The organism is Asanoa sp. NPDC049475, assembly GCF_040676915.1.
Lineage (GTDB): Bacteria > Actinomycetota > Actinomycetes > Mycobacteriales > Micromonosporaceae > Asanoa.
In genome coordinates this window covers 657885-684492 of sequence record NZ_JBFAPY010000005.1, presented here as the reverse complement: position 1 = coordinate 684492, position 26608 = coordinate 657885, and the positions used below count along the sequence as shown (strand labels likewise).

Sequence of the window (26608 nt, the reverse complement as noted above, 5' to 3'; positions counted from 1 at the left end):
CGCGCGGTCAGGCCCCACCGACCACGTTCTCCGCGAGCGCCCAGACCTGGTAGACGGCGGTGGCAAGAGCGGCGACCGGTCTGACCCGGCCGATCAGGCGCACGAACGCCGCCCGGATCGCGTCGGTGTCCGGGTCCTCCTGGCGCACCTCGTCCGCGAGTGCGTCTACGTCGCGGACGGCCTTGTGGCGGTCGGTGACACCGTCGTCGTGCTCGATGGCGGCGCGGATCTTCGCGAGCTCCGCGACGATCGACTCGACACCCGCCGCAGCCGGCGCCACCGTGTTCCGCACCGCCCGCGCATGGTCGCCGGCCGCCACCGCGCCGTGGTTGTCGCGACCGATCGAGATGCCGTACGTCGGCTGGCTCATCAGGCTTTCCCTTCCCCGCCGCCGGTCGTCGCCTTCGCCTTCTCCCCGGCGGCCGCCGCGCCGTAGTTGTCGCCGGCGATCACCACGCCGTTGTTGGTGTACGAGCTGACCCGCTCCTCGTACTCGGAGGTGTCGACGCCGTTGCGGCGCAGGTAGTCGACCACCGCGTCGTTGATCCGGCGCTGGACGAGCTTGGCGTACTTGGTGGAGTCCAACCGCTGGAGGTACGTCGTCGGAAAGGTCAGCGAGGCCATCTGCCGGACCTCGTCGCGTGCCCCGAAGTCGTAGACCTCGTCCTCCATGCTCAACCGGTCCGCCCGGCCGCCGCGCCACCACGCGAGCACCCGCCGCACGAGCGTCATCGCCAGGCGGGGCGCGGCCAGGGCGATGTCGGCACCGGCGCAGCGCAGGCTTTCCTTGAGCGCCTCCCACCACACGTCCGCGCCGCGTCCGAAGTGGTCGATGTCGAGGTACTTGCGCCGGATGGGGCCGAGCATCGCGGCGACGTTCTCGACGTACAGCATGCCGCCCTCGACCGCGATGTGGGTGAACGTGGTGACCATGACGCTCTGGTGCTCGGCCGGCATCACCACCGTCCGGTCCGGACGCCTGATCGCGCGACTCTCCGCACCGACGCTGACGCGCAGGAAGTGCCGCGCGCTCGACTGTGGATGGCGCACGATCTCGTCCATGGCGTCGCGGGTGGCGAGCGAGTACGGCACCCGCAGCCCCTGGTCGACCAGCGGGAAGTCCCGCCACCGGGTGCCGCTGGCGATGATCTGGTCGCGCAGGTGCAGGCTGGTGAACGCGGCACCCTCGGGGAGGTCCGGCGAGCTGAGGGCCTCGACCCGCTGCTTGACGTGCCGGTTGAGCGCCACCGGGTCGATGGCGACCGGTGGCGGAGTGGGCTCGTCCGGCGGCCGGCGCGGCGGCAGCAGGCCGTCGAGCGGCCGGGCCGGTTTCAGCTCCACCGCGACCGACCAGGCGTCGGTGACGCGGCCGGCGCCGAGGAACGGGTTGTAGCCGGAGTGCAGCACGATGTTGCCGTGCTGCGCGGCCGTCACGGTCTGGACCCGTTGCCCGGCCAGGCCGTCGACACCCGCACCACCGTGCCGGGCCGGCGCGCCCGGCGCCAGTTCGGTGGACAGCACCTTCAGCGCCTGGCCTTTGCAGGCGAGCACGACGAGGAACGCGACGACACCGACCAGGCCCATGCCGAGGAACCAGAGCCCCGCGCCCAACGGCTCGTCGTAGTCGTCGTACGAGTCGCCGTAGCTGTAGCTGTCCCCGCTCGAGTCGAAGCTGTCGATCATGCTGTCGATCGCCATGACGAGCGGGACCCCGAACATGGCCAGCGCGAGGACGACGACCACGGCGACCACCGCGACGCGTCGCGACTTCGCGCGGCCGATCCGGCCGCCCATCAGGGCCGGCAGCGCCAACGCCAGCCCGGCGCCGACCAGCAGGATCGTGCCGACCGGCGCGAGGAGGAGGCCGACCAGCAGCACCAGCGTGACGAGCACGTGTTGGACGAGCCAGATCCGGCGCGCGCGGTACGCGTGCCGCAGCACCGGACCCAGGTCGTAACCCGTCGGCGGTACGACGGCCCGGTGCGCGTCCTCCATCAGCTCGCCCACGACCCGGTCACCGAAGCCGGGATCGACGTAGGAGGCACCGCACAGGTATCGCGTGATCGCGTTGAGCGGGGACGCCGGCTGCTCCGGCGGCGCGGAATGATCGAAGAGCAGATGCTCGTCGTTTCCGCGGAAAGGTGCGGTGTGCACGGTCAGGTGTCCTGTCGCAGCGGTTCTCGAACGGACAGACCCTACGGCTGTTTCGGGTGAAAAGCCGCAAGTGGCACCCGTCGGTCGACCGTCGCGCGGGTGATTGCGCAATCGAGCGGAAAGGACCTTCGCCGCTCAGACCGGCACGGTCACCAGCGGGCTGGTCGCGCCGTCGGGCTGGATCACCTGCACCTCCACGGCCCGCAGGTCCTTGAGCGGGGACGCGGTGGCCGCCTGCAGCGTCAGCGCGTCGGGTCGCGCCGGAGTGCCGTAGCCGCCCGGCGGCACCTGCCAGCTCGACAGAACCTCCGCGGCACCGTCATTGGTCAGCGCGACCAGCCGGCAGGTCGCCGGCCCGTCGAGGTTGCTGAGCGCGAACGAGATCCGGGTGCCGAAGGGCCGCGAGTCGACGGCGACGTCGGCGTGCACACCCGACTTCGCGTCGGTCGCGCTGTGCCGCTCGCCGGGGCCGACACCGTCGGGCCGCGGCGCCGCGGTCGACGGCGGTGCTCCGGCGGACACCTGCGGCTCCGCCACCCAACGGGCTCCGGCGAACAGCGCGATGGCGCCGACGAGCGCGATGAGCACCACGCCGGCCGCGAGGCTGAGCACGCGCTGCCGGCGGACCCGGCGGCGGTCGTCGCCGACCGCGGCCAGCATCCGGCCGAGCAGCTTGCCGTCCTTGTCGACCTGCTCGGTCACCGCGAGGTCGTTGCCGTTCACCGCGCCGAGCGCGTCGACCACCGGCAGGAACGACTCCAGCTCACCGGCGCAGACCCAGCACGTGGCGAGATGCTCCTCGAACCGCTCGCTGTCGGCCTGGTCGAGGACGCCGAGCGCGTACGACGCGACGTCCCAGTGCTCCTCGCGGCTCATGCCTCGGTCACCTCGCGTGCCTCGAGCGCCTCGCGCAGGGCGCGCAGCGCGTAGTAGACGCGGGATTTCGCCGTCCCCAGCGGCACCCCGAGCTCCGCGGCGGCTTCCGGGACGGTGCGGCCCCGGAAGTACGTCGCCAGAATGATCTCGCGGTGGACCGGGCTCAACGTCTTGAACGCCGAGGTGATGGTCATGCGGCGAACGACCTGCTCGGTCTCGTCCGCCTCCGCGAAGCGCGTCAGGTCCTGGTCGTACATCTCCTGGGGCCGGGCCTGCACGCTGCGGTGCTCGTCGATCACGATCCGGCGGGCCACCGTCACCAGCCAGGGCCGCAGCGAGGGCTGTGTCGAGGTGCTGAGCCGGTCCGCGTTGCGCCAGGCCCGCAGCAGCGTCTCCTGCACCACGTCTTCGGCGCGCTGGCGGTCGCCTCCGGTCAGCCGGAGGACGAACATCAGCAACGGGCCGGCATGCTCCCGGTAGAGCAGCCGCATGAGCTCGTCGGCGTCACCGGGGGCGCCTGACCCGGCTGGGGGTTTGCCGGAATCCGAACGTGACAGCACCCGATCATTGTGTCGTGCGGCCCCCGACCCGTCAGTAGCCGCCCCAGGCACGCGCGGCGGGGCCCGGAACGCCCAGTTCGGCATCACACCGGGTGGCGCGGCGGTTACCGCGTGCATACCAGCCCTCCCTCGTGCCCGGCCGGCGGTGGTTCCGACCGTGGCCACGTGTGGGTACGCACGCGGAGGACGGACGGATCAAAGCAACCGGTAGCAACCCGAAGGTGCGCGTTCGGCGGCCGGGCGCACGTCGACGACCAGAGCGATCACCGACGGGCCGTACGCGCCGGTCGCGACGACCGTGCCGATCGCCGTCGCGTCGGCGCGAAGCCGGTCGCCGGTCCGGGTGGCCTGGCCCGGCTTCGGGTTGCCGTAGATCAGCACCCGCTGGTAGCCGTCGACGGCCGCGCTCAGATCGGTGCCCGCGCAGGGCGCTCCGGCGGGCGGTGGCGCGAACACGGCTTCCCGCCTCGGGGCCAGGGAGTCGGCGTACCAGCCGACCGCGTGCCGGCTCGACGACAGCAACAGCGTCAGGTCACCGGGTCGGTGGAGGCCGGCCAGCCAGCGGATCGCGGCGCGCTCGTCGGAGGCGGACACCCGCTGCGAGGCGGCCCGGGCGACGACCAGCGGCGCGAGCAGCGCGCCGACCAACACCACGACGGCGGCGCCGGCCAGCGCGCGCGGTGCACGCACGCCCGTCATGACCAACCGCGCGCCCGTGTCGGCGGCGAACCCGATTGCCACGTACACCGCGGGCAGGATCCAGATCGCCATGCGCATGTAGAGCGGGACGATCTCGGCGAAGGCCAGCACGTAGGCGAAGACCACGACGCCGGCCAGCAGCACGCCGAACGACCGACGGTGCCACGCGGCGGCCAGGCAGCCAAGCGCGACCAGCGACCAGAACAGGAGCGCGACGTCGTGCGATGGCAGGCCGAGCGGGTCACGGCCCAGCACCACGAGCCGGTCCCAGGCCCAGTCGGCGAGCGCCCGCGGACCCGCGTCGGCCGGCGGGTAGCCGCGCCGGCCCCAGAACGCCGTCATGTAGTCGCTGCCGACCACATGGCGCAGGGAGGCCAGGTAGTGGAGGGTGAACGCGGCGAGCCAGATCAGGAACGGGGCCGCCGCCAGGAGTCCGGTGCGCCGGCCCGCCCGCAGCCAGGCCACGCCGACGACGACCACCGCGCACACCGGTGTGGCGAGCATCGCGCCCATGCTGAACAGACACGCCAACGCGGCCAGCGACCACCAGAGCACATAGGACCGCGACGCGGAGCGCGGCCGCTCCAGCAGCACCATGGTCGCGACCAGCAGCAGCATCGTCCAGAACAGGTCGCCGGAGTACTGCTTCACCTCGGCCGCGTAGCGGATGGCGGCCGCGCTCGTGGCCACCGACGTGACGAGAGCGACCGCGCCGACCGGGCCGAGCCAGCGGCGACCGGCCCACCAGGCCAGCACCAGCGTGCCGATCGCGGCCAGCAAGGGAAGCAGCCGCAATACGTATTCGTCGGTGCCGAACAACGAGATCAGCGCGCGCTGGCTCCACAGCCAGCCCAGCGGCGCGCTCTGGTTGTTGCCGAGCCGGCCGACCAGCTCACCGAAGTCGCGGTCGCGAAGGTTGCGGGCGATCATCTGCTCGTCGAGCCACAGTGGTGTGTGGAGCGCGTACCGCCGGACGAACAACGCCACGCCGAACACCAAGGGCACGAGCGCGAGATCTGACCAGCGAGCACGCATCGTCATTGAATGTAGACCGAACGTAGTGGTGACCGCAGCCCCATCGATCGGGGAGGATGCGATCGGGGGGTGGGCCGTGGCGGTGCGGGTGGTGGTGGTCGGTGGTGGGATCGGTGGCCTGGTGGCCGCGCTGGCGCTGCGCCGGGCCGGGCTCGACGTCCGGGTCTTCGAGCAGGCGGCCACGGTCGGCACCGTCGGCGCCGGCATCCAGCTCGCACCCAACGCGACCCGTGTCCTCGCCGCGCTCGGCGTGCTGCCCGCCGTGCGCCGCGTCGCGGTCGAGCCGACCGCGTTCGAGTTCCGCCGTTGGGACGACGGGCGGGTGCTCTCGTCGACGCCGCTCGGCGCACCGGTGGAGGCCGCCTACGGCGCGCCGTACCTGCACGTGCACCGCGGCGACCTGGTCGGCGTGCTGGCCGCGGTGGTGCCGGTCGAGGTGGGCGCCCGCGTCGTCGACGTGCTGCCCGGCGACCGCGACGTGGAGCTGCGCCTCGCCGGCGGGCGACGGGAGCGGGCCGACCTGGTGGTCGGCGCCGACGGCATCCATTCCGTGGTGCGCAAGGCGGTCCTCGGCACCGCGGACGCCCGTTTCACCGGCCACGTGGCCTTCCGCGGGCTGATCCCGGCCGCCCGGGTCGCCGCACTGCCGGTCGGGCGCACCTCGACCGTCCGGATGGGACCGGGCCGGCACTGCGTGCACTACTTCGTCTCGGCCGGGCGGCTCCTCAACGTGGTCTGCGTGATCGAGGAGGACACCTGGACCCGCGAGTCGTGGACCGACCACGGTGACCCCGCCGAGCTGCGGTCCGCGTTCGCGGACTGGGACCCGGTGGTGCGGGCGCTGGTCGACGCGCTCGACGCGCCCCTCAAGTGGGCGTTGTTCGACCGCTTGCCGTTCCCGCGCTGGAGCAAGGGCCCGGTGACCCTGCTCGGCGACGCGTGCCACCCGATGCTGCCCTACGGTGCGCAGGGCGCGGCACAGGCGATCGAGGACGCCGCGGTGCTCGCCGCCTGCCTGAGTGAGGCGGCCACCGACGTTCCCGCGGCGCTGGCCCGCTACGAGCTGCTCAGGCACGACCGCACCGCCCGCGTCCAGGAGCTCTCGCGCGGCAACGCGACCCGGTTCCACCTGCCGGACGGCCCGGAGCAGCAGGCGCGCGACGCCGCCATCGCGTCGACGTACGGCCTCTCCCCCGACATCGACTGGCTCTACGGGTTCGACCCGCTCACGCCCCGCTGACCGTGCCGTCACCCGATCGGGTGCCTCGGCCGCGCGCCTGCCCGGGCGGGACTTGCCGGCGTTCGATGCTGGGACCCGGGGGAAGGAGACGGCGATGGCGACGTACGTCTACCGCTGCCCGAGCGACGGCGACTTCGAGGTGCGGGTCCCGCTCGGCGCGGCCACCGCGACCGTCCCCTGTGCTCAGTGCTCCGGTGACGCCGCCCGGGTCTGGTCCGCGCCGCACCTGGGCCGGACGCCCCGCGCGCTCACCGAGGCCATCGACCGCGCCGGCCGCAGCGCCGAGACGCCGCGGGTGGTCTCCCGGATACCCGGCACCCGGCGCACGCCGGCAGCAGTCCCGCGCGGCTTGCCACGGCTGTAGCCGGGACCCAGGACGGCGCGCGCCACGGGGGCGCGGCGCGGCGAGAAGGAGTGGGCATGCCCGAGGTCATCTTTGGGTTGGACTCGACGAAGCGGTTCAAGGACCAGGAGAAGGTCGGCCACAACCGGTGGCACCCGGCCGTTCCACCGGTCGCGACCGTCAAGCCCGGGGCCACGTTCCGGGTGCACTGCCGGGAATGGTTCGACGGCGCCATCCACAACGACGACTCGGCCGACGACGTGCGCGACGCGCCACTGTCCACCGTGCACGCCCTCAGCGGGCCGTTCGCGGTGCAGGGCGCGGAGCCGGGCGACCTGCTGATGGTCGACATCCTGGACGTCGGTCCCATTCCCCAGGAGGACTCAGGGCCGCTGGCCGGGCAGGGCTGGGGCTACACGGGCATCTTCGCCAAGCAGAACGGCGGCGGGTTCCTCACCGACCAGTTCCCTGACGCGTACAAGGCGATCTGGGACTTCAGCGGCCAGGTGGCCACCTCCCGGCACGTCCCCGGCGTCTCGTTCACCGGCCTCGTGCACCCCGGGCTGATGGGCACAGCGCCCTCGATCGAGCTGCTGCGCAAGTGGAACCAGCGGGAGACGGCCCTGCGCGAGACCGACCCGAACCGGGTGCCGCCGCTGTCGTTGCCGCCGCTGCCGCAGGACGCGATCCTCGGATCGCTGTCGGGCAAGGCGTTCGACGACGCCGCGGCCGAGGCGGCGCGCACCGCACCGCCGCGGGAGAACGGCGGCAACCAGGACATCAAGAACCTGACGAAGGGCTCGCGGATCTTCTACCCGGTGTTCGTGCCGGGCGCCAACCTGTCCCTGGGCGACCTGCACTTCTCCCAGGGCGACGGCGAGATCACCTTCTGCGGCGCGATCGAGATGGGCGGGTTCATCGACCTGCACGTCGACGTCATCAAGGGCGGCATGACGACGTACGGCGTGGCCGAGAACGCGATCTTCCTCCCGGGCAACAACAACCCGCAGTACAGCCAGTGGCTCGCGTTCTCCGGGGTGTCCGTGACGCTCGACGGCGAGCAGCGCTACCTCGACTCACAGCTGTCGTTCCAGCGGGCCTGCCTGCACGCGATCGACTACCTGGAGAAGTTCGGGTACAGCCGGGAGCAGGCGTACATCATCCTGGGCGCGGCGCCGATCGAGGGGCGCTTCTCGGGCGTCGTGGACATCCCGAACTCGTGCGCGACGGTCTACCTGCCGACCGAGATCTTCGACATCGACGTGCGCCCGTCGGCGTCCGGCCCAGCGAAGGTCAAGGCTGGGAAGCCGGTGCCGAAGTCGTCGTTCTGACCGGGGGCCGCGTCCACCACTGGGCCAGGGCCACGGCGGCGAGCACCAGCAGGGCTCCGGCGAGCGCGAACCAGCCGGTGATCTCCATGTCCTGCCGCTGGAGCACGATCGTGCTCGGCAGGTCACGGAGCACCCGGCTGAGCTCGGCCGCGTCCTGCGCCTGGTAGTACTCGCCGCCGGTGAGCTTGGCGACCTCGCGGAGCGTCGGCTCGTCGATGTTCTGGTAGCGCCGGCCACCGAACCCGCCACCGCCGAACCGGGAGCTGTCGCCGAACATCGCGTCGCCGCTGACCTGGGCGGGGTCGCACACCATCGACGAGGGCTGGGTGGTGCCGAAGCCGATCGTGTAGACGCGCAGCCCGCGGGCCGCGGCCTGCTCCGCGGCGGTGGTGGGGTCGACGCCCTGGGTGTTGCGGCCGTCGGTCAGCACGACGATGGTGTCGGCCTGGAAGTCACCCGGCGTGCTGCCGGCCGGCAGTTCGACGCCGGTCGGCGGCACGCCGACGTTGACCTCGGCGATCGCGTCCACGGAGGCGAGGATGGCCAGGCCGATGGCGGTGCCGCGGGCCGTGCGCAGGGCGTCGATCGCGGCGGTCAGCGCCTCTTTGTCCTCGGTCGGCTCGACCAGCAGGCCGGCGTTGCCGGAGAACGTGACCAGGCCGATCCGGGCTCCCTCGGGCTGGCTCTCGACGAACTCCTTGGCCGCCTGCTGCGCCGCGGTGAGCCGGTTGGGCGGCACGTCGGTCGAGCACATCGAGCCGGAGGAGTCGATCGCCAGCATGATGGTGGTCGAGTTGGCCGGCACCGGCACCGAGGCCTGCGGGCGCGCGGCGCCGGTGGCGAGCACGACCAGGCCGGTTGCGAACAGCCACAGCGGTATCCGGCGCCGCCAGCGCGACCGCCCCGGCAGCGCGGCCCGCACCAGGGCGATGCTGGGCAGCCGCACCGTCTCGCGGCGCCGGCGGCGGCGGGTCCAGGCGCGGTAGCCGAGCAGGGCCGGGAAGACCAGCAGTGCGGCCAGGGCCCAGGGCCAGGTCAACGACATCAGAGCAACCGCCCGAACCAGTGGATCGTGAGCAGCGCGCCGGCCACGAGCAGCAGCAGCGCCAGGACGACGATCGCGCCGGTCAGCTCGATCGGCTGCGGCTCGATCGTGGTGCGCAGGTCGAGGTCGCGGTACGCGGCGTCCAGCGCGCCGGCGTCCTGGGCGCGGTGGTAGGCGCCGCTGGTGGTCGCCGCGATCTGGGACAGCAGGTCCTCGTCCAACGCGGTCGAGATCTGGAAGCCGTCGACGTCGACGGTGTCGCCCTCGACCGTGCCGACCCCCACGGTCTGGATGTGCACGCCGGCGTTGGCGGCAAGCTCGGCGGCCTGGAGCGCGTCCGGGCCGCCGGTGTCCTCGCCGTCGGTGAGAAGCACGATCGTCGCGTCCGGGTGGTAGCCGATATCCGGCGGCGGCGCGGGCGGCTCCGGCAGGGCCACGGTCCGGCCGGCGATCGCCGTGAGCGAGCCGAGGATGGCCTGGCCCAGCGAGGTGCCACCGGTGACGCGCAGGCGTTTGATCGCGTCGACGGTCTCGACGTGCTTGTTGGCGGGCTTGTGCGTGGTCAGCGCGCCCTGGCTGAACGCGACGATGCCGATGTCGACAGTGTCGGGCTGCTCCTCGACGAACGCGGTCGCGGCGGCCTGCGCGGCGGCCAGCCGGCTGGGCGCGATGTCGTCGGCACCCATGCTGTTGGAGACGTCGAAGGCCAGGATCACGGTGCCGGACGTACGCGGGACGCCGAGTGTCGCCTGTGGACGCGCCACGGCCAGCAGCAGGAACACGACGGCGGCGAGGAACACCAGCGGCGGCAGGTAGCGGCGAAGGCCTCCGCGGCTCGTCGCGCCGACGGCCGCGTACGCCCTGGTCCGGTCGCGGTGCAGCCGCCGCAGCGCGAGCGCGCCGGCGGCCCCCACCAGGACGGCGACCGCGATCATCACGGGATGCTGGACGCTCATCGGCGCCCGCGCCGGGTCCGGCGGACCATCTCGACCAGCACCTCGACGAGGTCCTCGTCGGTGCGCACCCGGTGGGCGGCGACACCCGTGCGGGCCATCCGCTCGTCCATCATGGACTCGCGTGCCTCGACCTCGGCCCGCAGCCGTTCCCGGAAGAGCGGGTCGCCGGTGTCGGCCAGCAGCTGCTCGCCGGTCTCCGCGTCCTCCACGAGCACGAGGCCCAGGTCGGGCAGGTCGAGCTCGGCCGGGTGGACGACCCGGATCGCGACCACCTCGTGCCGCAACGCCAAGCGGGTCAGCTCGCCGGCCCAGTCGCCCTCGCCGATGAAGTCCGAGACCACGAACACCAGGCCGCGGCGCCGGGCGCTGCTGGCGGCCAGCTTGAGCATCGCCGCCAGGTCGGTGCTGCCGCCGCCCCGGTCGGCCGTCGGCGCGGTGACGAGGTCGGTGAGGCGCAGCACGTGGTCACGGCCGGTGCGCGGCGGGACGATCCGGTGCGCCCGGTTGTCGTAGAGGATCGCGCCGACCCGGTTGCCGCCGCGGGTGAACAGCCGGGCCAGGCACACGGCCAGGTCGGTGAGCATCGAGTCTTTCCCTTGCGGCGTCTCACCGAACCGCATCGAGGCCGACTGGTCGAGCACCAGCCAGGCGGTCAGCTCGCGCTCCTGCGTGTACTGCCGGACGTGCGGCTGGTCCAGGCGGGCGGTGACGTTCCAGTCGATGTGCCGGACGTCGTCGTCCGGCGCGTACTCGCGCAGGCTGTCGAAGTCGATCCCGGTGCCGCGGAACGCCGTGCGGTAGGCGCCCTGCAACCGGCCGTCGAGCCGGCGGATGACCCGCCACTCGAGGCGGCGCAGGAGACGGTCCGGGGCGGTCCTCACGGGCGTCCGGCTCGTTGCAGGGGAGCCTCGGGCACGGGCACGGCCGCCATCACGCTGGTCAGGACGTCGTCGGCGGTCACGTCGTCGGAGAGCGCCTCGTAGGACAGCACCAGGCGGTGCCGGAACACGTCGTGGACGAGCTCTGTCACGTCAGCCGGCACCACGTAGTCGCGGCCGCGGACGAAGGCCAGCGCGCGACCGGCGAGGATCAGGTTGATCGAGGAGCGAGGGCTGGCACCGAAGCTGACGTAGCGGGCCAGGTCGCCGAGCCCGGCCGCGGCGGGGTCGCGGGTCGTGTTGGCGAGGCGCACGGCGTACTCGATGAGCGCCGGGTCCACGTACACCCGGTCGACCTGGTCCTGCATCGCGACCAGCTTCTCCGGGTCGGACACGGCCTGACCGGCGGCGGTCGCGGCGATCGCCCGCTCGACGATGACGAACTCCTCGGTCGGGCTCGGGTAGCCGACCAGGACCTTCATCATGAACCGGTCGACCTGCGCCTCCGGCAGCGGATAGGTGCCCTCGGACTCGATCGGGTTCTGCGTCGCCATCACCAGGAACGGGCGCGGCACCCGGTGGGTCTCGCGGCCGATGGTGACCTGCTGCTCCTGCATCACCTCGAGCAGCGCGCTCTGCACCTTGGCCGGCGCGCGGTTGATCTCGTCGGCGAGCAGCAGGTTGGTGAACACCGGGCCGAGCGACACCTGGAACTCGCCGCTGTGCTGGTGGTAGACCCGGGTGCCGACGACGTCGGCGGGCACGAGGTCGGGGGTGAACTGCACCCGGTGGAACTGGCCACCGACGGCGCCCGCGAGCGCCTTGACCGCCAGCGTCTTGGCCAGGCCCGGCACGCCCTCGACCAGGATGTGCCCGCGGGCGAGCAGGGCGACCAGCAGCCGCTCCAGCAGCGCGTCCTGGCCGACGATGGTCTTCTTGACCTCGTACAGGATCTGCTCGGTGTCCATCCACGCTCCTATCGCATCGGTCCGGGTGGTCCGGTGCCGTCCGAGCCACCACCGAGCGCGGCGCCGATCGGCACGGCGAAGCCCACACCGACGAAGGTGCCGGCCGGGGTCGGGTTGAGCAGGGCGACGACGATGCCGACGGTCTCGCCCCGGGTGTTGACGAGCGGGCCGCCGGAGCTGCCCGGGTTGACCGCGGCGTCGAACTGGATGAGCCCGCGCAGCCGGGTGCCGTCGGTGCCGGTCGCGGCCCGCTCCAACCCGGACACGACGCCGGCGGTGGTGCTGTGCACGAGACCGAGCTGGTTGCCGATGGCCACGACGTCGTCGCCCACCACGAGCCGGCCGGCGTTGCCGAGCACGGCCGGCACGATCGGGCCGGGCGGGCTGTCGGGCATCAGCAGCGCGATGTCGTTGTCGGGGTCGCTGCCCGCGAGGGTGGCCGGCACTTCGGTGCCGTCCGCGAAGGTGATGGCGATCCGTCTCGCGCCGTCGACCACGTGCAGGGCGGTGACCACCAGCCCGTCGGCGTTGGCGACCACGCCGGTGCCGTTGCCCGCGCCCTCGATGCTGACCACGGACGGGGCCAGCGTGGCGTACACCTGCGACGTGGTCAGCGGTGGCTTGCTCGTCGGCGACGGGCTCGGCTCAGTCTGCGGCCCCGCCTGTCCCCCACCGCCGGCCTGGAAGGCGACGAGGGCGGTGACGACCAGCAGGACGACGACGCCCGCACCGGCCAGTCCACCCCGCCGTGACCAGCGGGGGCGGGGCGGCGGGACGCCCTCGTCGGTCATCGCGGGCCGCGGCCCACGCGCGTCCGGCTGGCGCGGTGCATGAGGCCACCCTAACCGCGCCCCGCCGCCAGGGAAATTGTCCGTCCTTTCGAGACCGCGCCGTGATCAGCGCGCGACAATCTCTGCGATCGCCGCGAACGGGTCGTACCGGCTGATCTCTTTGGCCATGATGCCGGCCCTGTCGTGGTAGGCCGCGGTCTCCAGCACGGTCCGCACCGCGAGGCGCAGCTCCGCGGGCTCCGGCCGGCCGGTGCGCAGGTCGATGCCCGTGCCGCTCCACGCGACGCGGGCGGCCACCTCCGGCTTGTCCTCGCTGGCACCGGCGACGACCAGCGGAACCCCGTGGTAGAGCGCGGTCTGCACGCCGCCGTAGCCGCCGTTGGTGACCATCACGTCGGCGAGCGGCAGCAGGCGGTCGAAGGGCAGGAACCCCGCCAGTCGTACGTTGTCCGGCACGACGCCCAGCTCGCGGCGCACCAGGTCCGGTCCGTCCTCCCGGGCCGTGGCGGCCACCACGACGACGTCCTGGTCGGCAAGGGCCAGCACCGTCGGGACGACCAGCTCGGTCAGGTCGCTCGTGGCGACCGTGCCCTGGGTGACGACCACGACCGGCCGGCCGGCCGACAGCTCGGGCCACCACGACGGCTCATCGAAGTGGACGGTGGTGTGCGGCGGAAGAGCGCCGACGAACCGGATGTGGGGCGGCAGGTCGTCGCGGGGGTACTCGAAGGCGGGCACCGTCAGCTGCAGGTAGTGGTCCGTGCCGCGGAACGCCAGGTCGAGCGGGAAGCCGGGCGCCGACGCGCCCAACGACGCGAGCGTCGCCTCGGCGAACCTCTCCAGGCCGGCGAAGGCCTCGCGGACCGGGGCGGGCGGTCCCTCGGTGTCGAAGAGCAGCGGCACCGTCCCCAGCGTCACGAGCGTCGGGCGGTCCTGCGGCGCGGTGGTGAGGCTGAGCGCCGGAATCGACCAGAACCCGAGCTCACCGAGCACCACGTCGGCGGGGAACGTCGCCAGCAGCTCGCGCAGCCCCCGCAGCTGCGCGGGCAGTTGGCCGATGAAGAAGTGCTCGAAGTCGAAGGAGATCTGGGGCGGCCCCGGCGGCAATGTGGCCCGCTCCGGAAAGCGGGTGTCCAGCTCCCGGTCGTCGAGGTCGGCGTCCGGCGGGAGCGGCCGGAACCGCGCCCCGGTCGCCGCGACCCGGTCCGCGAACCGCGATCCGGTGTAGACGACCACGTCGTGCCCCCGCCGGACCAGGTCCGCCGCGACGGTGAGGACCGGGCTCACGTGTCCCTGGAAGGGCGTCGCGCAGACGACGACCTTGCTCATTCGTCGCCCACCTTGATGATCGTCTTCCCCGCCGCGTGGTGACGGCGGTCGAACGCGTCGGGGGTCTCGGAGAGGGGTCGCACGGCACCGACGACGGGCGTGAGCCGGCCGGCGCGGACGCGCTCCGCGAGATCGGCCAGCCGGGCGCGGTCGGGCTCGACCACGAAGAACACGGCCCGCCCGTCCTTGGGCCGCACGGTCGGTGGCTCGGCGATGGTGACGACGGTGCCGCCGGGCCCGACCAGCGCGGTGGACCGGGCGAGGATGTCGCCGCCGATGACGTCGAACACCACGTCCACCTCGCCGACGGTCGACTCCCAGTCGTCGGCGCCCAGGTCGACGAACGACCGCGCGCCGAGGCCGAGCACGGCGTCGCGGGCGGCGGCGCGGCCGGTGCCGATCACGTGGGCGCCGACCTCGCGGGCGAGCTGGACGCCGATCGAGCCGACGCCGCCCGCGGCGCCGTGGATCAGCACCCGCTGGCCCGTCGCGAGGTGGGCGTGGTCGAACAGTGCCTGCCACGCGGTCAGGCCGGAGATGGGCAGCGCGGCGGCCACGGTGTGGTCGAGGTCGGCCGCGAGGGGCGCGAGGTTGCGCGCCTCCACCGCGGTGAACTCGGCCAGGGACCCGTTGCGCGCCCAGTCGGTCAGCCCGAACACCCGCTGGCCCACGGACAGGCCCGTGGTGCCGTAGCCGAGCTCGGCGACGGTCCCGGACAGCTCGTGCCCAGGGATCGTCGGTGTGCGGTCGTGTCCGGCGCGGTCGGTCCAGGTCGCCGGCCACTCGAGCTCGCCGGGAGTGAACCCGGCCGCGTGTACGCGCACGATGACGTCGTTCTCCGCGGCGTGCGGGTACGGCATGTCGGTCAGGGTGAGGCCGCCGACGCCTGCGTCCCGGTCCTGCACGGTGATCGCTCGCATGTTGGGTCCCCTCTCAGCTCGGCCAGGGTGCACGGATGGTCAGGTCGACCAACGACGGGCTCCGGTAGCCAGGGACGAAGTGCTCGAGCAGATCGGCGTTGAACGTGCCGATCGTGGTGTCGGGCCGGTTCCGCATGCCGTCGACCTGCACCCGCAGGAACTCGTTCTTGAAGTCACCGCGCGGGTGGGCGGCGAGGATCTCGTCGACCTGGTCCTGCTCGAGCCCGTCCAGGCCCGCGCCGATGACGTCTGTCATCACGCCGAGCTGGGTCGTCGCCACCTCCGGACCCATCCGGCCGGGAATGCCCGGCGTGGTGTGCAGCGCGACCGCCTCCCAGACGGTCTGCGCGGCGGCCGCCGAGAAGCCCCGGTCGAGGAGGAACGCGCTGGCGTGGTCGGCACCGTCGATCTCGAAGCGCTGTTCGACCTCGGAGAACGGCGCCGACAGACCGTAGTCGTGGAACAGCGACGCGACATAGAGCAGCTCCGGATCCGGTTTCAGCCCGAGGCGTTGTGCGAAGAGTTGGGCGAAGAGGTAGACCCGCCGCGAGTGGTGGTAGATGACCGGTTCGGTCGCCTCCCGGATATGCGTGGTCGCTTCGGCGACCGCCGCGGTCTCAGGAATCTCAATTCCCGCGATGACCTCAGCCATGACCTCTGACTCCCCCGAGAAGGTACGTGTGCTCTCTTCCATGCTGCCCACCGGCGGGGCCGTACCGCTGCCTTTCTCCGGCCAGGAACCCCTCGCATCCGGACAAGGCGAAATCGGGGTGCATTACCGTGTGTTACGAATGAGCCGTGCCCAGCCATCGCGTCGCGATCCTCGCCTACGACGGAGTGACGATGCTGGACATCGCCGGGCCGGCGGAGGTGTTCAAGGAGGCCAACCGGTTCGGCGGCGACTACCGGCTTGTCGTGCTGTCCCCCACCGGTGCGGACGTCACGTCGAACCTCGGGTTCCGGATGTCGGTCGACGCCGCGGTCTCCGACGAGTCCTTCGACACGCTGCTGGTGCCCGGCGCCGACCGCTTTCCGCGCACGCGGGTCCCGGCCGACTTGGTGGACGCCGTGCGCGTGCCGGTGGCCGACCGGATCGCCTCGGTCTGCACGGGTGCGTTCATCCTCGCCGCCGCCGGGATGCTCGACGGCAAGCGGGCGACCACGCACTGGAAGGTCGCGCACGAGCTCGCCCTGCGCTGCCCGACGTGCCAGGTCGATCCGGACGCGATCTACGTGCGCGACGGCACCACGTACACGTCGGCGGGGGTGACGGCCGGGATCGACCTGGCGCTCGCCCTCGTCGAGGAGGACCTCGGAGCCGACGTGGCGCGCGAGGTCGCCCGCATGCTGGTGGTCTACCTGCAGCGGACGGGCGGCCAGTCCCAGTTCTCGGCGCCGTTGCAGGGACCGCCGCCCCGCTCGCCGATGGTGCGCAGGATCACGGACCTGGTGAGCGCGAACCCCCAGGCCGAGTACTCGCTGGCCGACCTCGCGAAACACCTCAACGTCAGCACGCGGCACCTGAACCGGCTCTTCCACGACGAGCTGTCGACCACGCCGGCCCGCTACGTCGAGAGCATCAGGTTCGACCTGGCCCGGACGCTGCTCGACCAGGGCTACACGGCGACGCGGGCCGCGACGCTCGCGGGCTTCCCCAGCTACGAGAGCATGCGGCGGGTCTTCGCCCGGCGGCTGTCGATCAGTCCGTCGGCCTACCAGCGCCGCTTCGGCACCACCCGCCGGTGACTATCCGGCGAGCCGGCGGAAGACCTCGCCGCAGACGTCGAGGCAGTGGGCCAGGACCACGTCGGCGGTGAGCGCCTCGGTGGTCGTGAAGAGGAAGACCTCGCGGTCGACCCGTTCGACCACCTCTGTCCAGGGCGCGGCCGTGAGCACCTGCTCGAACACGTCGGTGCCCGGACGCGACAGGTCGAAGACGACGAGCATCCCGTCGTCGAAGCTCAGTGTCCACTCACCACCGTCCTTCGTGGAGATGGACAGGTAGGCCGGCAGGTCCTCGAGCGCGGGATCCCGCGGCAGGCGCGCGACGGCCCCGGCCACCGCGGACCGGCCGGCCAGCGTGTCGCCTTCGAACACGTCCCAGCCGTCGATGCGCCTGGGCTCGACGCCGTCGACCGCGTAGGCCGGGCGGGAGCGTCGCAACCAGCTCATGAGATCCAACCTAGCTCCAGGTCCGGAGCCCGGCGTCGCCGCCGGGCTCCGGAGCGACGGGGTCACGGCCAGAAAAGGCCGGTCGAGGCGTAGATCTTGTAGGGGATCCGGTTGCGGCGCAGGCAGTCCAGCAGGTCCTGCGGGATGTCGAGCGAGCCGTTGGCGTGCGGCAGGAAGTGCCAGGTCGCCTCGGCCACCTCCCCGATGTCGAGCAGGTGCCGGTCCTGGTCGCACTGCTTGAGATAGTGACCGGGGTACGGCTTGCCGGTCTTCACCTCGTGCAGCTTGCGCGGCGGTCCGGTCTCCAGGAAGTCGGGCTCACGCGCGGAACCTGGCCTCGGCACGCCCGGGGTCTCGATGCGGCCCGCGTTGTTGCGCAGACCCGGCACGCCGGTCATCAGCACGTCGGCGAAGTAGTCCTCGCCGCGGTCCGCGCCCCGGATCCACGGGATCGGTGACGGCGGTGGCGTGACCGCGGTGGTCAGTGCGTCCGCGAGCCGCCCGAGGCTGTTGTCGGCCCTGCGGGCCAGCCGCAGGATGACGTCGCGCGAGAAGCCCGCATCGGTCAGCCGCCCGTAGTTGCCGAGCAGGATCAGCCGGAACGTCGCCTCTTTGACGCTGTCCGGGATCTTGTCGTACTTGGCGACGAAGTGGATGACCTTGTCGAGCCGGTGCAGGTAGCGGGCCACGAACTTCGCGGCCTTGCCCGGGATCGCGACCGCGTCACCGACGTAGGGCACGAGCCCCATGACGCTCAGGCCGGCGCCGACCCAGTCCTGGTTGATCAGGCCGGCGACGGTGTCGCGCAGGTCGGCGAGGCCGCCCAGGACCCAACCGACGACCGGGATCAGGCTCAGCCCGCCGGAGCACAGATAGCCCGCCAGCCACGCCATCGAGTCCTTGGGCGAGAAGTCGCCGGCGATCAGGCCGACCACGAAGTCGGTCACGTAGGTCCACTTGCTGACCCGCTCGTCCGCGGTCAGCGGGTCGAGGCCCTGGTCCTCGGCGTGCGCGATCTCGTACGCGTCGGCGATCGCGTCACCGTCGGTGTCGGCGGCGAGCGGGTTGGTCAGGTGCTCACCGATCTCGAGCCCGTCGCTGAGGCCGTCGCCGTCGGTGTCGGGGTTGGCGGGATCGGTCTCGGAGTCGTCGCGCTCGGTGCTGTCGGCGACGCCGTCACCGTCGGTGTCGACGTCGGTCGGCGTGGTCTGCACCGGCGCTGTCGGCTCGCTGACCGGCGGCGGCGGGTTGTCGGCGACCAGCGGGTCGCGGCCGCGCTCCAGCTCTGCGCCGTCGGCGAGCCCGTCGCCGTCGGTGTCCGGGTCGGTCAGCTTGGTGCCCAGCTCCTGCTCGCGCAGGTTGGTCAGGCCGTCGCCGTCGGTGTCCTCGGCGCCGTCGTCGACGCCGTCGCCGTCGGAGTCCGGGTTGTCGGGCCGGGTGTCGGTGGCGAGCTGCTCGATCTCGGTCTTGTCGGTGAGGCCGTCACCGTCGGAGTCGACGAGCAGCGGGCTGGCGCCGAACCGCAGCTCTACGACGTCGACCAGCCCGTCGGAGTCGTGGTCGCCCTCGTAGGTGATGCCGAGCCGGGTCAGGACGGTGAAGCCGTTGTGCCAGGCCCGACCGGCGTTGATCGTCGCCGGCGCCGGGTTGGCCTTGCGCAGCATGTCGTCGGCCTTGGCCAGGTCGTCGCGCGCGGCGTCCAGGTCGGCGAACGCCGCGGCCAGGCCCGGTGGCGACGGGCCGGGCGGCGGGCTGGCCCGGAACGGGCCGATCGTCGCCTCGGCGTCCTGGATCGCGGCGTCGGCGAGCAGCCGCGTGGCCGTCAGCGTCTCGACCAGGGCGGTCAGGTGGGCGAGCTCCGCGTCGCCGTTGGGCGCGCTGGCACCGCCCATCCGGCTCTTGAGGAACGTCGCGAGCTGCTTGAGGTTGTCGAAGGCGGGATCACCCTCGGCGGTGCCCCGCAGCCGTGCCCCGTCGAAGAAGGCGGTCTCCGCGTCGGCCAGCACGGCATCGACGCGCTCCTGCCCCGGTCCGTTGCCGAGGTGCGGGACCAGGGCGTTCAGCGACTCGGTGATCGAGACCACGGCGTCCCGGGTGTAGGCCGCGGTCGGGATCTTCGCGACCTCGGCTTCCCACGACTTCGGCCCGGCCTTGACCGGTGCCGCGAAGGCCTGCGCGGCAACCGCCGCGACGACGACCGCGGCGAGCGCATGCCGCATCCGTCTCTTGACTCTCATCGACGTCCCCCCATGCTTCGATGATCAGAGCAGGGGTGAGCGTATTGGAGTTCATGATTGGCCGCCGTCCCGCCCGGCCGACTTGTCCTGTCCCGAGGGGAAAGATCGGTAGTTCAGGGCATCCAGGGCCAAGACGGTTGGGCACTGTGCGCTAACGACATCCGGACGCCGGCCCGGCATCGTTGTCGGCGTCGCGCGGCGCGGGGGCCGCACGGCACGACCGCCGCCGAGACCGTCACGGGGGCGATCTGGACGGCGGTCGTGTCGCGCGGGCTAGCGGCGCCGTTCCGAGGGTGGCATGCCGTAGGCCGCACGGAACGCGCGCGTGAAGTCCGCCGCACGTGGAAAGCCCCACCGGGCGCCCACGACGTGGATGGGCGTGTCCGCCAGCGCCGGGTCCGCCAGGTCGCGGTGCGCGCCCGCCAGGCGTTCGCGACGGATGTAGGCGGCCACGGTCTCGCCCTCGGCCTGGAAGAGCCGGTGCAGGTAGCCGCGCGAGATGTGGTGGTGCTCGGCGATCCGGGTCGGGGTCAACGTCGGTTCGTGCAGGTGCTGCCGGACGAAGTCCTTGACCCGCGGGATCAGCGCGTGGCCAGGGGGCTCCTCCGCCTCGACCGCCTGGGCCACCATCGCGGCCACCAGGTCGACCAGCACCGTCGCCAGCCGGGGTCCGTCGGCCGGCCCGTACACGCTGGTGTCGGCGACCAGGTCGGTCAGGAAACGCGAGAGCAGCGCGCCCACCCCGACCTCGTCCGAGAAGCGCCGGCCGACGGCCCGGTCGACGGTGCGCCGGGGCAGCGGCAGCAGCGCCTTGGGTATCTCGACACCGACCATCGAGGTCCGACCGTTCCCGGTCCAGATCTCGTAGGGTCGCGACGAGTCGTTGAGGTGGAAGTCACCCACGCGGTACGCCGCCCGGTTGTCGCCCCAGGACGCTTTGGCGGCCCCGGCCCGCATGAGCGAGAGGTGGTAGACCTCGGGGTCGGACTGCCGGATCAGCTTCGGCGTGCGCACGAAGACGAGTTGGTCGAAGCTCGCGGGCCAGACCGCCACCGCGCCGAGCGTGATCAGCCGCTGGTGCGCGCGGAAGTCCGCGGCGTGGTCGCTCTCCAGCCGCATCGGCGCGTGGGTCCGGCCCATCCGCTCGCACCAGGCGTCGAACCGGTCGCCGACCGCGAGGTCACCGCTGTCGAACACCGACTCCTGGAGCATGCCGGGGATCCTCGCACGGAGACTCAGCCGGCCATTCCCGCCCCGGCCTCGTCGATCGCGCTGTCCACCCGGTGGGCCAGCGTCACGTCCGCCTCGGTCACGGTGCCGGTCGCCGAGGTGTACGCCGTCAGCGTCGCCGTGCGGGCGTCCGGTCGGGCGATGTGCGGGGCGCGCCCGCTCTCCCGCAGCCGTTCGATCCTCGGCAGCACCCGGTCGAGGTTGTCGGGCGGCAGCTCGATCGTGCGGCTGATGGCGTGGTGGTCACCGGACCACTCCGGGAGGTCGCGCAGCGCCGCGACCACGTCGGCGTCGCTGAGCGGCAGCGGCCGGCCGGCCGTCGTGCGCTCCTCCGGCGGCAGCGGCTCGGACAGCTCGCGGAGCGGCGCCGGAAGCGGCAGGTCGACCCCCGCGTCGCCGAGCACGGCGAACACCGCCTGCACCTTGACCCTTATCTGCTCGGGCCGCCGCTCCACCAGCCGGCCGACCTCGCGCAGGAACATGGTCAGGTCCCGTTCCGGCGGGCCGCTCAGCGCGCGCGGCACCTCCAGCTCGCCCGGCAGCACCGCGACCAGGCGCTTGCCGTCAGGCTCGTCCAGTGACCGGGCGGTGACCCCGACCACCGCCTGGGTCAGCTCGCGGGCCACCGCGAACTCGTCCCCGGTCAGCCGGGCGATCTCGGTGACCATCTCCCGGTAGCGCAGCCGGGGACCCGCGCCGGCGTCCGTGCCGTCGTCGACCGGTGCCGGGCGGCGGGGCCAGGCGGACTCCGGCGTGGCGGGCTCGGTGATCTCGGCGGCACCGGCACGCGGCTTGTGCCGGCCGACGGGCTCCGGCCCCGACCGGCGTTTCTCCTCGCGGTGCTCCTGTTGTTTCGAGGCACCTAGCGTGACGCCCTCCGCGCTGGGCTTGCGGTCCGCGTTGCGGGCCTCCCGGGCCAACTGGCGACGGCGACGGTTGTCGCCCTCCATCTCTTTCGGGGCCATGCGGGTCGGGTGCCCGCTGCACGAGGGGCTACACGCCCCGGATCGTGCGCTTTCGACTCAGTGTCACCGCGGTTCCCGCCTGCCGCGTTGCCGGTTTGCCGGCCCGGTGAACGGGTAGGCGCCGGCAATCGTGGTTTCGACCCGAGGAGAGTCAGATGTCTACCGGTTACTGGGGAAACGGGCCATTCGGCGGCGATCCGTTCGACGAGTTCATGGCTCAGTTCCTTTCCCCGGGGCAACCCCGCGCCCGGCTCGACCTGGGCAAGGTGATGAGCCAGGACGCCCGCGAGCTGCTCCAGGCGGCCGCGGGTGAGGCCGCCCAGCTCGGCAGCACGGACCTGGACACCGAGCACCTGCTGTGGGCGATGACCCAGAAACCTCCGCTCAACGAGCTGCTGGCCCGCGCGGGCGCGGACCCGGCGACGCTGGCCGGCGAGATCGAACAGCGCGACCGCCGGGGCCAGGCGGTCGAGGGCATGCCCGCGCTGACCCCGGCGGCCAAGCGGGTGCTGCTCCAGGCGCACCAGATCTCCCGCCGGCTCGGGTCGTCGTACCTGGGTCCGGAGCACATCCTGCTGGCTCTGACCCTCAGCCAGGAGACCGAGGCCGGCCGGCTGCTCGCGATGCACGGCATCAACCCGGAGTCGCTGCAGGCGGCGTCCCGGCCCGGCGCGCAGACCGTGCCGCGGCCGGCGCAACAGCAGCAGGAGACCGACACACCCACGCTCGACCAGTACGGGCGGGACCTGACCGCGATGGCCCGGGAAGGCCGGATCGACCCGGTCGTCGGCCGCGCGGACGAGATCGAGCAGTGCGTCGAGGTGCTGGCCCGGCGCACCAAGAACAACCCGGTGCTGATCGGCGAGGCCGGCGTCGGCAAGACCGCGATCGTGGAGGGGCTGGCCCAGCGGATCGTCGACGGCGAGGTGCCGCGCACGCTGACCGGCAAGCGGCTCGTGCAGCTCGACGTGACCGGGCTGGTCGCCGGCACCCGCTACCGGGGCGACTTCGAGGAACGGCTCAAGAACCTGCTGGACGAGGTGCGTACCCACTCCGACGACCTGGTCGTGTTCATCGACGAGATCCACACGGTGGTCGGCGCGGGCGGCGGCGAGGGCGCGACCGACGCGGCGAACATCCTCAAGCCGGCGCTGTCCCGCGGCGAGCTGCACGCGGTCGGCGCGACCACGCTCGACGAGTACCGGCGTTACATCGAGAAGGACGCCGCGCTGGAGCGGCGCTTCCAGCCGATCCTGGTGCCGGAGCCGAGCGTCGAGGACACCATCGAGATCCTGCGCGGGCTGCGCGACCGGTACGAGGCGCACCACGGAGTGCGGTTCGCCGACCAGGCGCTGATCGCCTCGGCCGAGCTGTCCGACCGCTACCTGACCGACCGGTTCCTCCCGGACAAGGCGATCGACCTGATGGACCAGGCCGGTGCCCGCGTGCAGCTGCGCAGCCGGTCGGTGGCCAAGGACGAGCGCGACCTGGAGGAGCGGATCGACCAGCTCTGCCGCGACAAGGACCAGGCGGTCGCCGCGGAGCTCTTCGAGCGGGCCAGCGAGCTGCGCGACGAGGTCGCCGGGCTGCGCAAGCAGATCGAGGAACGGGACGCCGACGGGCAGAGCAAGGTGCCGGAGGTGACGCCGGACGACATCGCCGAGGTGGTCTCCCGGGCGACCGGCATCCCGGCGCGGCAGCTCAGCGAGGAGGAGAAGGAGCGCCTCGCCAACCTGGAGGCGCGCCTGCACGAGCGGCTGGTCGGTCAGGACGAGGCGGTTCGGGTGGTCGCGCAGGCGATCCGCCGGTCGCGGACCGGGCTGGGCGACCCGAACCGGCCGATCGGCAGCTTCCTGTTCCTCGGCCCGACCGGCGTCGGCAAGACCGAGCTGGCCCGGGCGCTGGCGGAGACCCTGTTCGGCAACCAGGACCGGATGATCCGCCTCGACATGAGCGAGTTCCAGGAACGGCACACGGTCAGCCGGCTGGTCGGCGCGCCTCCCGGCTATGTCGGGTACGACGAGGCCGGCCAGCTGACGGAGGCGGTGCGCCGAGCTCCGTACTCGGTGGTCCTGCTCGACGAGATCGAGAAGGCGCACCCGGACGTGTTCAACCTGCTGCTCCAGGTGCTCGACGACGGCCGGCTCACCGACAGCCAGGGCCGCACGGTCAGCTTCAAGAACACCGTGCTGATCATGACGAGCAACCTGGGCTCCGAGCTGATCACCGCGGAGCAGCCGTCGGTCGGCTTCGCCACGGCGGGCAGTGGCGACGCCGACCGCGACCTCGCCGACCGCGTCACCCGCCGGCTGCGGGAGGAGCTGCGCCCGGAGTTCATCAACCGGATCGACGAGATCGTCATCTTCCGGCGGCTGGACCCCGAGCAGCTCGTCGCGATCACCGACCTGATGCTGGAGCAGACCCGGCGGCGGATGCACGCCCAGGACATCGCCGCCGAGTTCACCCCGGAGGCGATCCGGTGGCTGGTCGACCGGGGCTACGAGCCGGCCTACGGCGCGCGCCCGATGCGCCGCACGATCCAGCGCGAGGTCGACAACCGGCTGTCGGAGATGCTGCTCGACGGGCGACTCTCGGCGGGCCAGAAGGTCACGGTCGGCGAACGGGAGGGCGCCCTGACCTTCGAGGTCTCGTCACCGGTGACCGCTCAGTGATGGTGGTGGTAGTAGTCCGCCCGGCGCCACCACATGGCGGCCAGCATGGTCACGAACATCAGCACGTGGCCGCCCATCATCAGGCCGTGCCCGGAGACGGCGCCCAGGAAGTAGGGCACGAGCAGCACCACGAAGGGCGCGTACATCGCGGCGACCATCTCCGCGATTCGCGGCCACGCGTGGCGACGGATCGCCATCCAGGCCGCCATGCCGACGGACATGTCGGTGGCCATCACCAACGCGTCGGCGGCGGGATGGTCGGCCAGGCCGGGTAACGCCATGGACCACAGTGGACCCAGGGCGAACATGCCGACCAGCATCGAGACGACCATCTCGAGGTAGTGGAGGGCGAAGCGGAGGTGGCCTCGGCGGCTGCTGTGCGTCGATGTGCTCATGTGGACGATCCTCCCGGCGCGGGCTCGGCGCACGCAGGTGCCGAAGGTCATGACCGGGGTCATGTGACCTCAGAGCAGGCCGAGCTCCCGGGCGCGCAGGGCGGCCTGGGTGCGGTCGCGGGCGTCGAGCTTGCCGAGCACGTTGGTCACGTGGTTCTTGACGGTGCCCTCGGCCAGGAACAGCGCGGCGGCGATCTCCCGGTTGCTGCGGCCGCCGGCGAGCAGCCGGACCACCTCCAGCTCCCGCTCCGACAGCGGCTGGGTCAGCGGCGCGACCTCGGCGGGCTCCGCCGCGATGCGGGCCACCAGCTTGGCGGCGACCGACGGCTGGAGCACCGACTCGCCGCGGGCCGCCGCCAGCACCGCCTCCACCAGCCTGGCCGACGACACGTCCTTGAGCAGGTAGCCGACCGCCCCCGCGCGCAGGGCCGCGAACACGTCCGCGTCGTCGTCGAAGGTGGTCAGGGCGATCACGCGTACGCCCGGATGCTCGGACCGCACGCGCCGGGTGGCGGCGACGCCGTCGAGCACCGGCATCCGCAGGTCCATCAGCACCACGTCGGGTGCGAGCGTCGCCACCGCCGCGAGTGCCCGCGCGCCGTCCCCGGCCTCACCCACGATCTCGATGTCGGCCTGGACGCCGAGCAGCATCGCCAGCGCCTCGCGGAACAGCGCCTGGTCGTCGACGAGCAGCACCCGCACGGTCACCCGGGCACCTCCACCCACAGCGTCGAACCCTGGCCGGGCACCGACTCCAGGCTCATCCGGCCGCCCAGGTGCGCGGCGCGCTCGCGCAGGCCGAGCAGGCCGAACCCGGCGGTGTCGGCCTGGGCGCCGGTGCCGTCGTCGCGCACCTCGACCCGCACCTCCGCCGCTCGTGAGTAGTCCAGGGTCACCGCGGCTCCCCGCGCGTTCGCGTGCTTGCGCACGTTCGTCAGCCCTTCCTGAGCGGCCCGGAACAGGGCCTCCTCGGCCTCGGCCGGCAGTGCTCGCACCGGGCCGGTGACGTCGAGACCGGTCGGCACGCCGGCCGCCGAGGTCTCGGCCGCCAACGCCTTCAGCGCCTCCGGCAACGGCACCGCCGGCTGTCGTTCGCGCAGCGCTCCCACCGAGCGGCGCACCTCCCGGAGTGCTTCCTCGACCTGGTCCTGCGCCTTCGCCAGGACGTCGTCGGCCCGGTCGGGCTGGGCCACCAGCACCGCGCGAGCCGCCTTGATCTGCATCTGCACCACGGTCAGCGAGTGCCCGAGCCCGTCGTGGATGTCGCGGGCCACCCGGTTGCGTTCCCGCACCGCGGCCAGTTCCTCCGCCTGCAACGCGTACTCCCGAAGCTGTTTTCGGGCTTCCTGTTCGCGGACCAACAGCTTGGTCAGCACGGCGGCGAACACAGCGGCGGCGAACAGGCCCAGGCCCTCGCGTAGACCCTCGGCGAAGGCCATGCCGGTGTGGAAGAAGGGCACCAGCACGACCACCACGACCACCGCCGGCAGGGGCAGCAGCAACGTGGTCTGGCTCACCAGCACGACCAGCAGCAGCGCGGCGCCGACGTAGCCACCGGAGGCCGTGAAGACGGCGCCGCCGAGCAGGAAGAGCGCCACGATGTACGCGTACCGCGGCCATCGCCGCAGGTTGCGCTCGACCGGTCCGAAGCCGAGCGTCGCGGCGAGCACGAACGCGACCGCCGGCGCGAGCGACACCGCCGACCGGTGTCCGGCGACGACGTCGACCACGAGGGTGACGAACGCCGCGACGGTCAGCGCGGCCAGGGCACGTCTCACGCCACCACTGTGGGCTCTCAGGCCAGGCACAGCA

Annotated in this window: 25 protein-coding genes; 5 read left to right on the top strand and 20 right to left on the bottom strand. The window is 72.5% G+C overall.

Going from position 1 to position 26608, the window contains the following annotated elements; all coding sequences use genetic code 11:
* Nucleotides 1–7: 7 nt before the first annotated feature.
* The 5 genes from AB0J88_RS23190 to AB0J88_RS23170 all read right to left on the bottom strand — a co-directional run bounded on the left by AB0J88_RS23190 (nucleotide 8) and on the right by AB0J88_RS23170 (nucleotide 5324).
* Nucleotides 8–370 (bottom strand): hypothetical protein, encoded by a 363-nt coding sequence (locus tag AB0J88_RS23190; RefSeq protein WP_364359122.1) that lies wholly within the window; start codon nucleotides 368–370, stop codon nucleotides 8–10.
* Entirely contained in the window at nucleotides 370–2154 is a 1785-nt protein-coding gene (locus tag AB0J88_RS23185; protein ID WP_364359125.1) for a hypothetical protein, read from the bottom strand. The genes AB0J88_RS23190 and AB0J88_RS23185 overlap by 1 nt, the downstream gene beginning before the upstream one ends.
* Before the next feature lie 135 nt (nucleotides 2155–2289).
* Entirely contained in the window at nucleotides 2290–3030 is a 741-nt protein-coding gene (locus tag AB0J88_RS23180) for a hypothetical protein (protein ID WP_364359128.1), read from the bottom strand.
* Entirely contained in the window at nucleotides 3027–3590 is a 564-nt protein-coding gene (locus tag AB0J88_RS23175) for a sigma-70 family RNA polymerase sigma factor (protein ID WP_364359131.1), read from the bottom strand. Before AB0J88_RS23175 ends, AB0J88_RS23180 begins: the two co-directional genes overlap by 4 nt.
* Nucleotides 3591–3785: 195 nt before the next feature.
* The gene (locus AB0J88_RS23170) at nucleotides 3786–5324 is read right to left on the bottom strand and encodes a hypothetical protein (protein WP_364359134.1); all 1539 of its coding nucleotides are present in this window, start codon (nucleotides 5322–5324) and stop codon (nucleotides 3786–3788) included.
* A gap of 76 nt (nucleotides 5325–5400) precedes the next feature.
* Between AB0J88_RS23170 and AB0J88_RS23165 the strand changes: the two genes are divergently transcribed.
* From AB0J88_RS23165 to fmdA, 3 genes are all read left to right on the top strand, one after another.
* Entirely contained in the window at nucleotides 5401–6564 is a 1164-nt protein-coding gene (locus tag AB0J88_RS23165) for an FAD-dependent monooxygenase (protein WP_364359137.1), read from the top strand.
* A 94-nt stretch (nucleotides 6565–6658) separates the two neighbouring features.
* On the top strand, nucleotides 6659–6928 hold the full coding sequence (locus tag AB0J88_RS23160; protein ID WP_364359140.1) for a zinc ribbon domain-containing protein: 270 nt from the start codon (nucleotides 6659–6661) through the stop codon (nucleotides 6926–6928).
* 56 nt (nucleotides 6929–6984) lie between these two features.
* Nucleotides 6985–8238: a formamidase gene (gene fmdA, locus AB0J88_RS23155; RefSeq protein WP_364359143.1), complete on the top strand. Its 1254-nt coding sequence runs from the start codon at nucleotides 6985–6987 to the stop codon at nucleotides 8236–8238.
* On the opposite strand, the gene AB0J88_RS23150 is transcribed toward fmdA, so the two are convergent.
* The 8 genes from AB0J88_RS23150 to AB0J88_RS23115 form a co-directional block, all read right to left on the bottom strand.
* The gene (locus tag AB0J88_RS23150; RefSeq protein ID WP_364359146.1) at nucleotides 8201–9283 is read right to left on the bottom strand and encodes a VWA domain-containing protein; all 1083 of its coding nucleotides are present in this window, start codon (nucleotides 9281–9283) and stop codon (nucleotides 8201–8203) included. The two genes, fmdA and AB0J88_RS23150, sit on opposite strands and share 38 nt — an antisense overlap.
* Nucleotides 9283–10218: a VWA domain-containing protein gene (locus AB0J88_RS23145; RefSeq protein WP_364359149.1), complete on the bottom strand. Its 936-nt coding sequence runs from the start codon at nucleotides 10216–10218 to the stop codon at nucleotides 9283–9285. The genes AB0J88_RS23150 and AB0J88_RS23145 overlap by 1 nt, the downstream gene beginning before the upstream one ends.
* A 17-nt stretch (nucleotides 10219–10235) precedes the next feature.
* On the bottom strand, nucleotides 10236–11120 hold the full coding sequence (locus AB0J88_RS23140; RefSeq protein ID WP_364359152.1) for a DUF58 domain-containing protein: 885 nt from the start codon (nucleotides 11118–11120) through the stop codon (nucleotides 10236–10238).
* Complete coding sequence (locus AB0J88_RS23135) at nucleotides 11117–12085, bottom strand: AAA family ATPase (protein WP_364359155.1); 969 nt, start codon at nucleotides 12083–12085, stop codon at nucleotides 11117–11119. The genes AB0J88_RS23140 and AB0J88_RS23135 overlap by 4 nt, the downstream gene beginning before the upstream one ends.
* 8 nt (nucleotides 12086–12093) lie before the next feature.
* Nucleotides 12094–12876, bottom strand: coding sequence for a trypsin-like peptidase domain-containing protein (locus tag AB0J88_RS23130; protein WP_364359158.1), 783 nt, complete (start codon nucleotides 12874–12876; stop codon nucleotides 12094–12096).
* A 105-nt stretch (nucleotides 12877–12981) separates the two neighbouring features.
* Entirely contained in the window at nucleotides 12982–14205 is a 1224-nt protein-coding gene (locus AB0J88_RS23125) for a glycosyltransferase (RefSeq protein ID WP_364359161.1), read from the bottom strand.
* Nucleotides 14202–15125: an NADP-dependent oxidoreductase gene (locus AB0J88_RS23120; RefSeq protein ID WP_364359164.1), complete on the bottom strand. Its 924-nt coding sequence runs from the start codon at nucleotides 15123–15125 to the stop codon at nucleotides 14202–14204. The genes AB0J88_RS23125 and AB0J88_RS23120 overlap by 4 nt, the downstream gene beginning before the upstream one ends.
* Before the next feature lie 13 nt (nucleotides 15126–15138).
* Nucleotides 15139–15777 carry an HD domain-containing protein gene (locus tag AB0J88_RS23115; RefSeq protein WP_364359167.1) on the bottom strand — a complete coding sequence of 213 codons (639 nt, stop codon included), beginning with the start codon at nucleotides 15775–15777 and terminating at the stop codon, nucleotides 15139–15141.
* Nucleotides 15778–15923: 146 nt separating this feature from the next.
* Between AB0J88_RS23115 and AB0J88_RS23110 the strand changes: the two genes are divergently transcribed.
* Nucleotides 15924–16871 carry a DJ-1/PfpI family protein gene (locus AB0J88_RS23110; RefSeq protein WP_364359170.1) on the top strand — a complete coding sequence of 316 codons (948 nt, stop codon included), beginning with the start codon at nucleotides 15924–15926 and terminating at the stop codon, nucleotides 16869–16871.
* Here AB0J88_RS23110 and AB0J88_RS23105 read toward each other — a convergent pair whose 3' ends face one another.
* The 4 genes from AB0J88_RS23105 to AB0J88_RS23090 all read right to left on the bottom strand — a co-directional run bounded on the left by AB0J88_RS23105 (nucleotide 16872) and on the right by AB0J88_RS23090 (nucleotide 21729).
* On the bottom strand, nucleotides 16872–17297 hold the full coding sequence (locus tag AB0J88_RS23105; RefSeq protein WP_364359173.1) for a hypothetical protein: 426 nt from the start codon (nucleotides 17295–17297) through the stop codon (nucleotides 16872–16874). It lies immediately after the preceding gene.
* A 62-nt stretch (nucleotides 17298–17359) separates the two neighbouring features.
* Nucleotides 17360–19534, bottom strand: a complete 2175-nt coding sequence (locus tag AB0J88_RS23100; RefSeq protein WP_364359175.1) for a hypothetical protein — start codon at nucleotides 19532–19534, stop codon at nucleotides 17360–17362.
* A gap of 273 nt (nucleotides 19535–19807) precedes the next feature.
* The gene (locus AB0J88_RS23095) at nucleotides 19808–20746 is read right to left on the bottom strand and encodes a helix-turn-helix domain-containing protein (RefSeq protein ID WP_364359178.1); all 939 of its coding nucleotides are present in this window, start codon (nucleotides 20744–20746) and stop codon (nucleotides 19808–19810) included.
* 23 nt (nucleotides 20747–20769) lie between these two features.
* The gene (locus AB0J88_RS23090; RefSeq protein ID WP_364359181.1) at nucleotides 20770–21729 is read right to left on the bottom strand and encodes a DUF2267 domain-containing protein; all 960 of its coding nucleotides are present in this window, start codon (nucleotides 21727–21729) and stop codon (nucleotides 20770–20772) included.
* Between the two features lie 155 nt (nucleotides 21730–21884).
* Here AB0J88_RS23090 and AB0J88_RS23085 point away from each other — a divergent pair, with 155 nt between their 5' ends.
* A complete protein-coding gene (locus tag AB0J88_RS23085; RefSeq protein WP_364359184.1) occupies nucleotides 21885–24401 on the top strand; it encodes an ATP-dependent Clp protease ATP-binding subunit in 2517 nt (838 codons plus the stop codon).
* Here the strand turns inward: AB0J88_RS23085 and AB0J88_RS23080 are convergent.
* From AB0J88_RS23080 to AB0J88_RS23070, 3 genes are all read right to left on the bottom strand, one after another.
* Nucleotides 24395–24796, bottom strand: a complete 402-nt coding sequence (locus AB0J88_RS23080) for a hypothetical protein (protein WP_364359187.1) — start codon at nucleotides 24794–24796, stop codon at nucleotides 24395–24397. The genes AB0J88_RS23085 and AB0J88_RS23080 overlap by 7 nt on opposite strands.
* Nucleotides 24797–24865: 69 nt before the next feature.
* On the bottom strand, nucleotides 24866–25504 hold the full coding sequence (locus tag AB0J88_RS23075; RefSeq protein ID WP_364359190.1) for a response regulator transcription factor: 639 nt from the start codon (nucleotides 25502–25504) through the stop codon (nucleotides 24866–24868).
* Entirely contained in the window at nucleotides 25501–26574 is a 1074-nt protein-coding gene (locus AB0J88_RS23070; protein ID WP_364359193.1) for a sensor histidine kinase, read from the bottom strand. Before AB0J88_RS23070 ends, AB0J88_RS23075 begins: the two co-directional genes overlap by 4 nt.
* Between the last annotated feature and the right edge of the window lie 34 nt (nucleotides 26575–26608).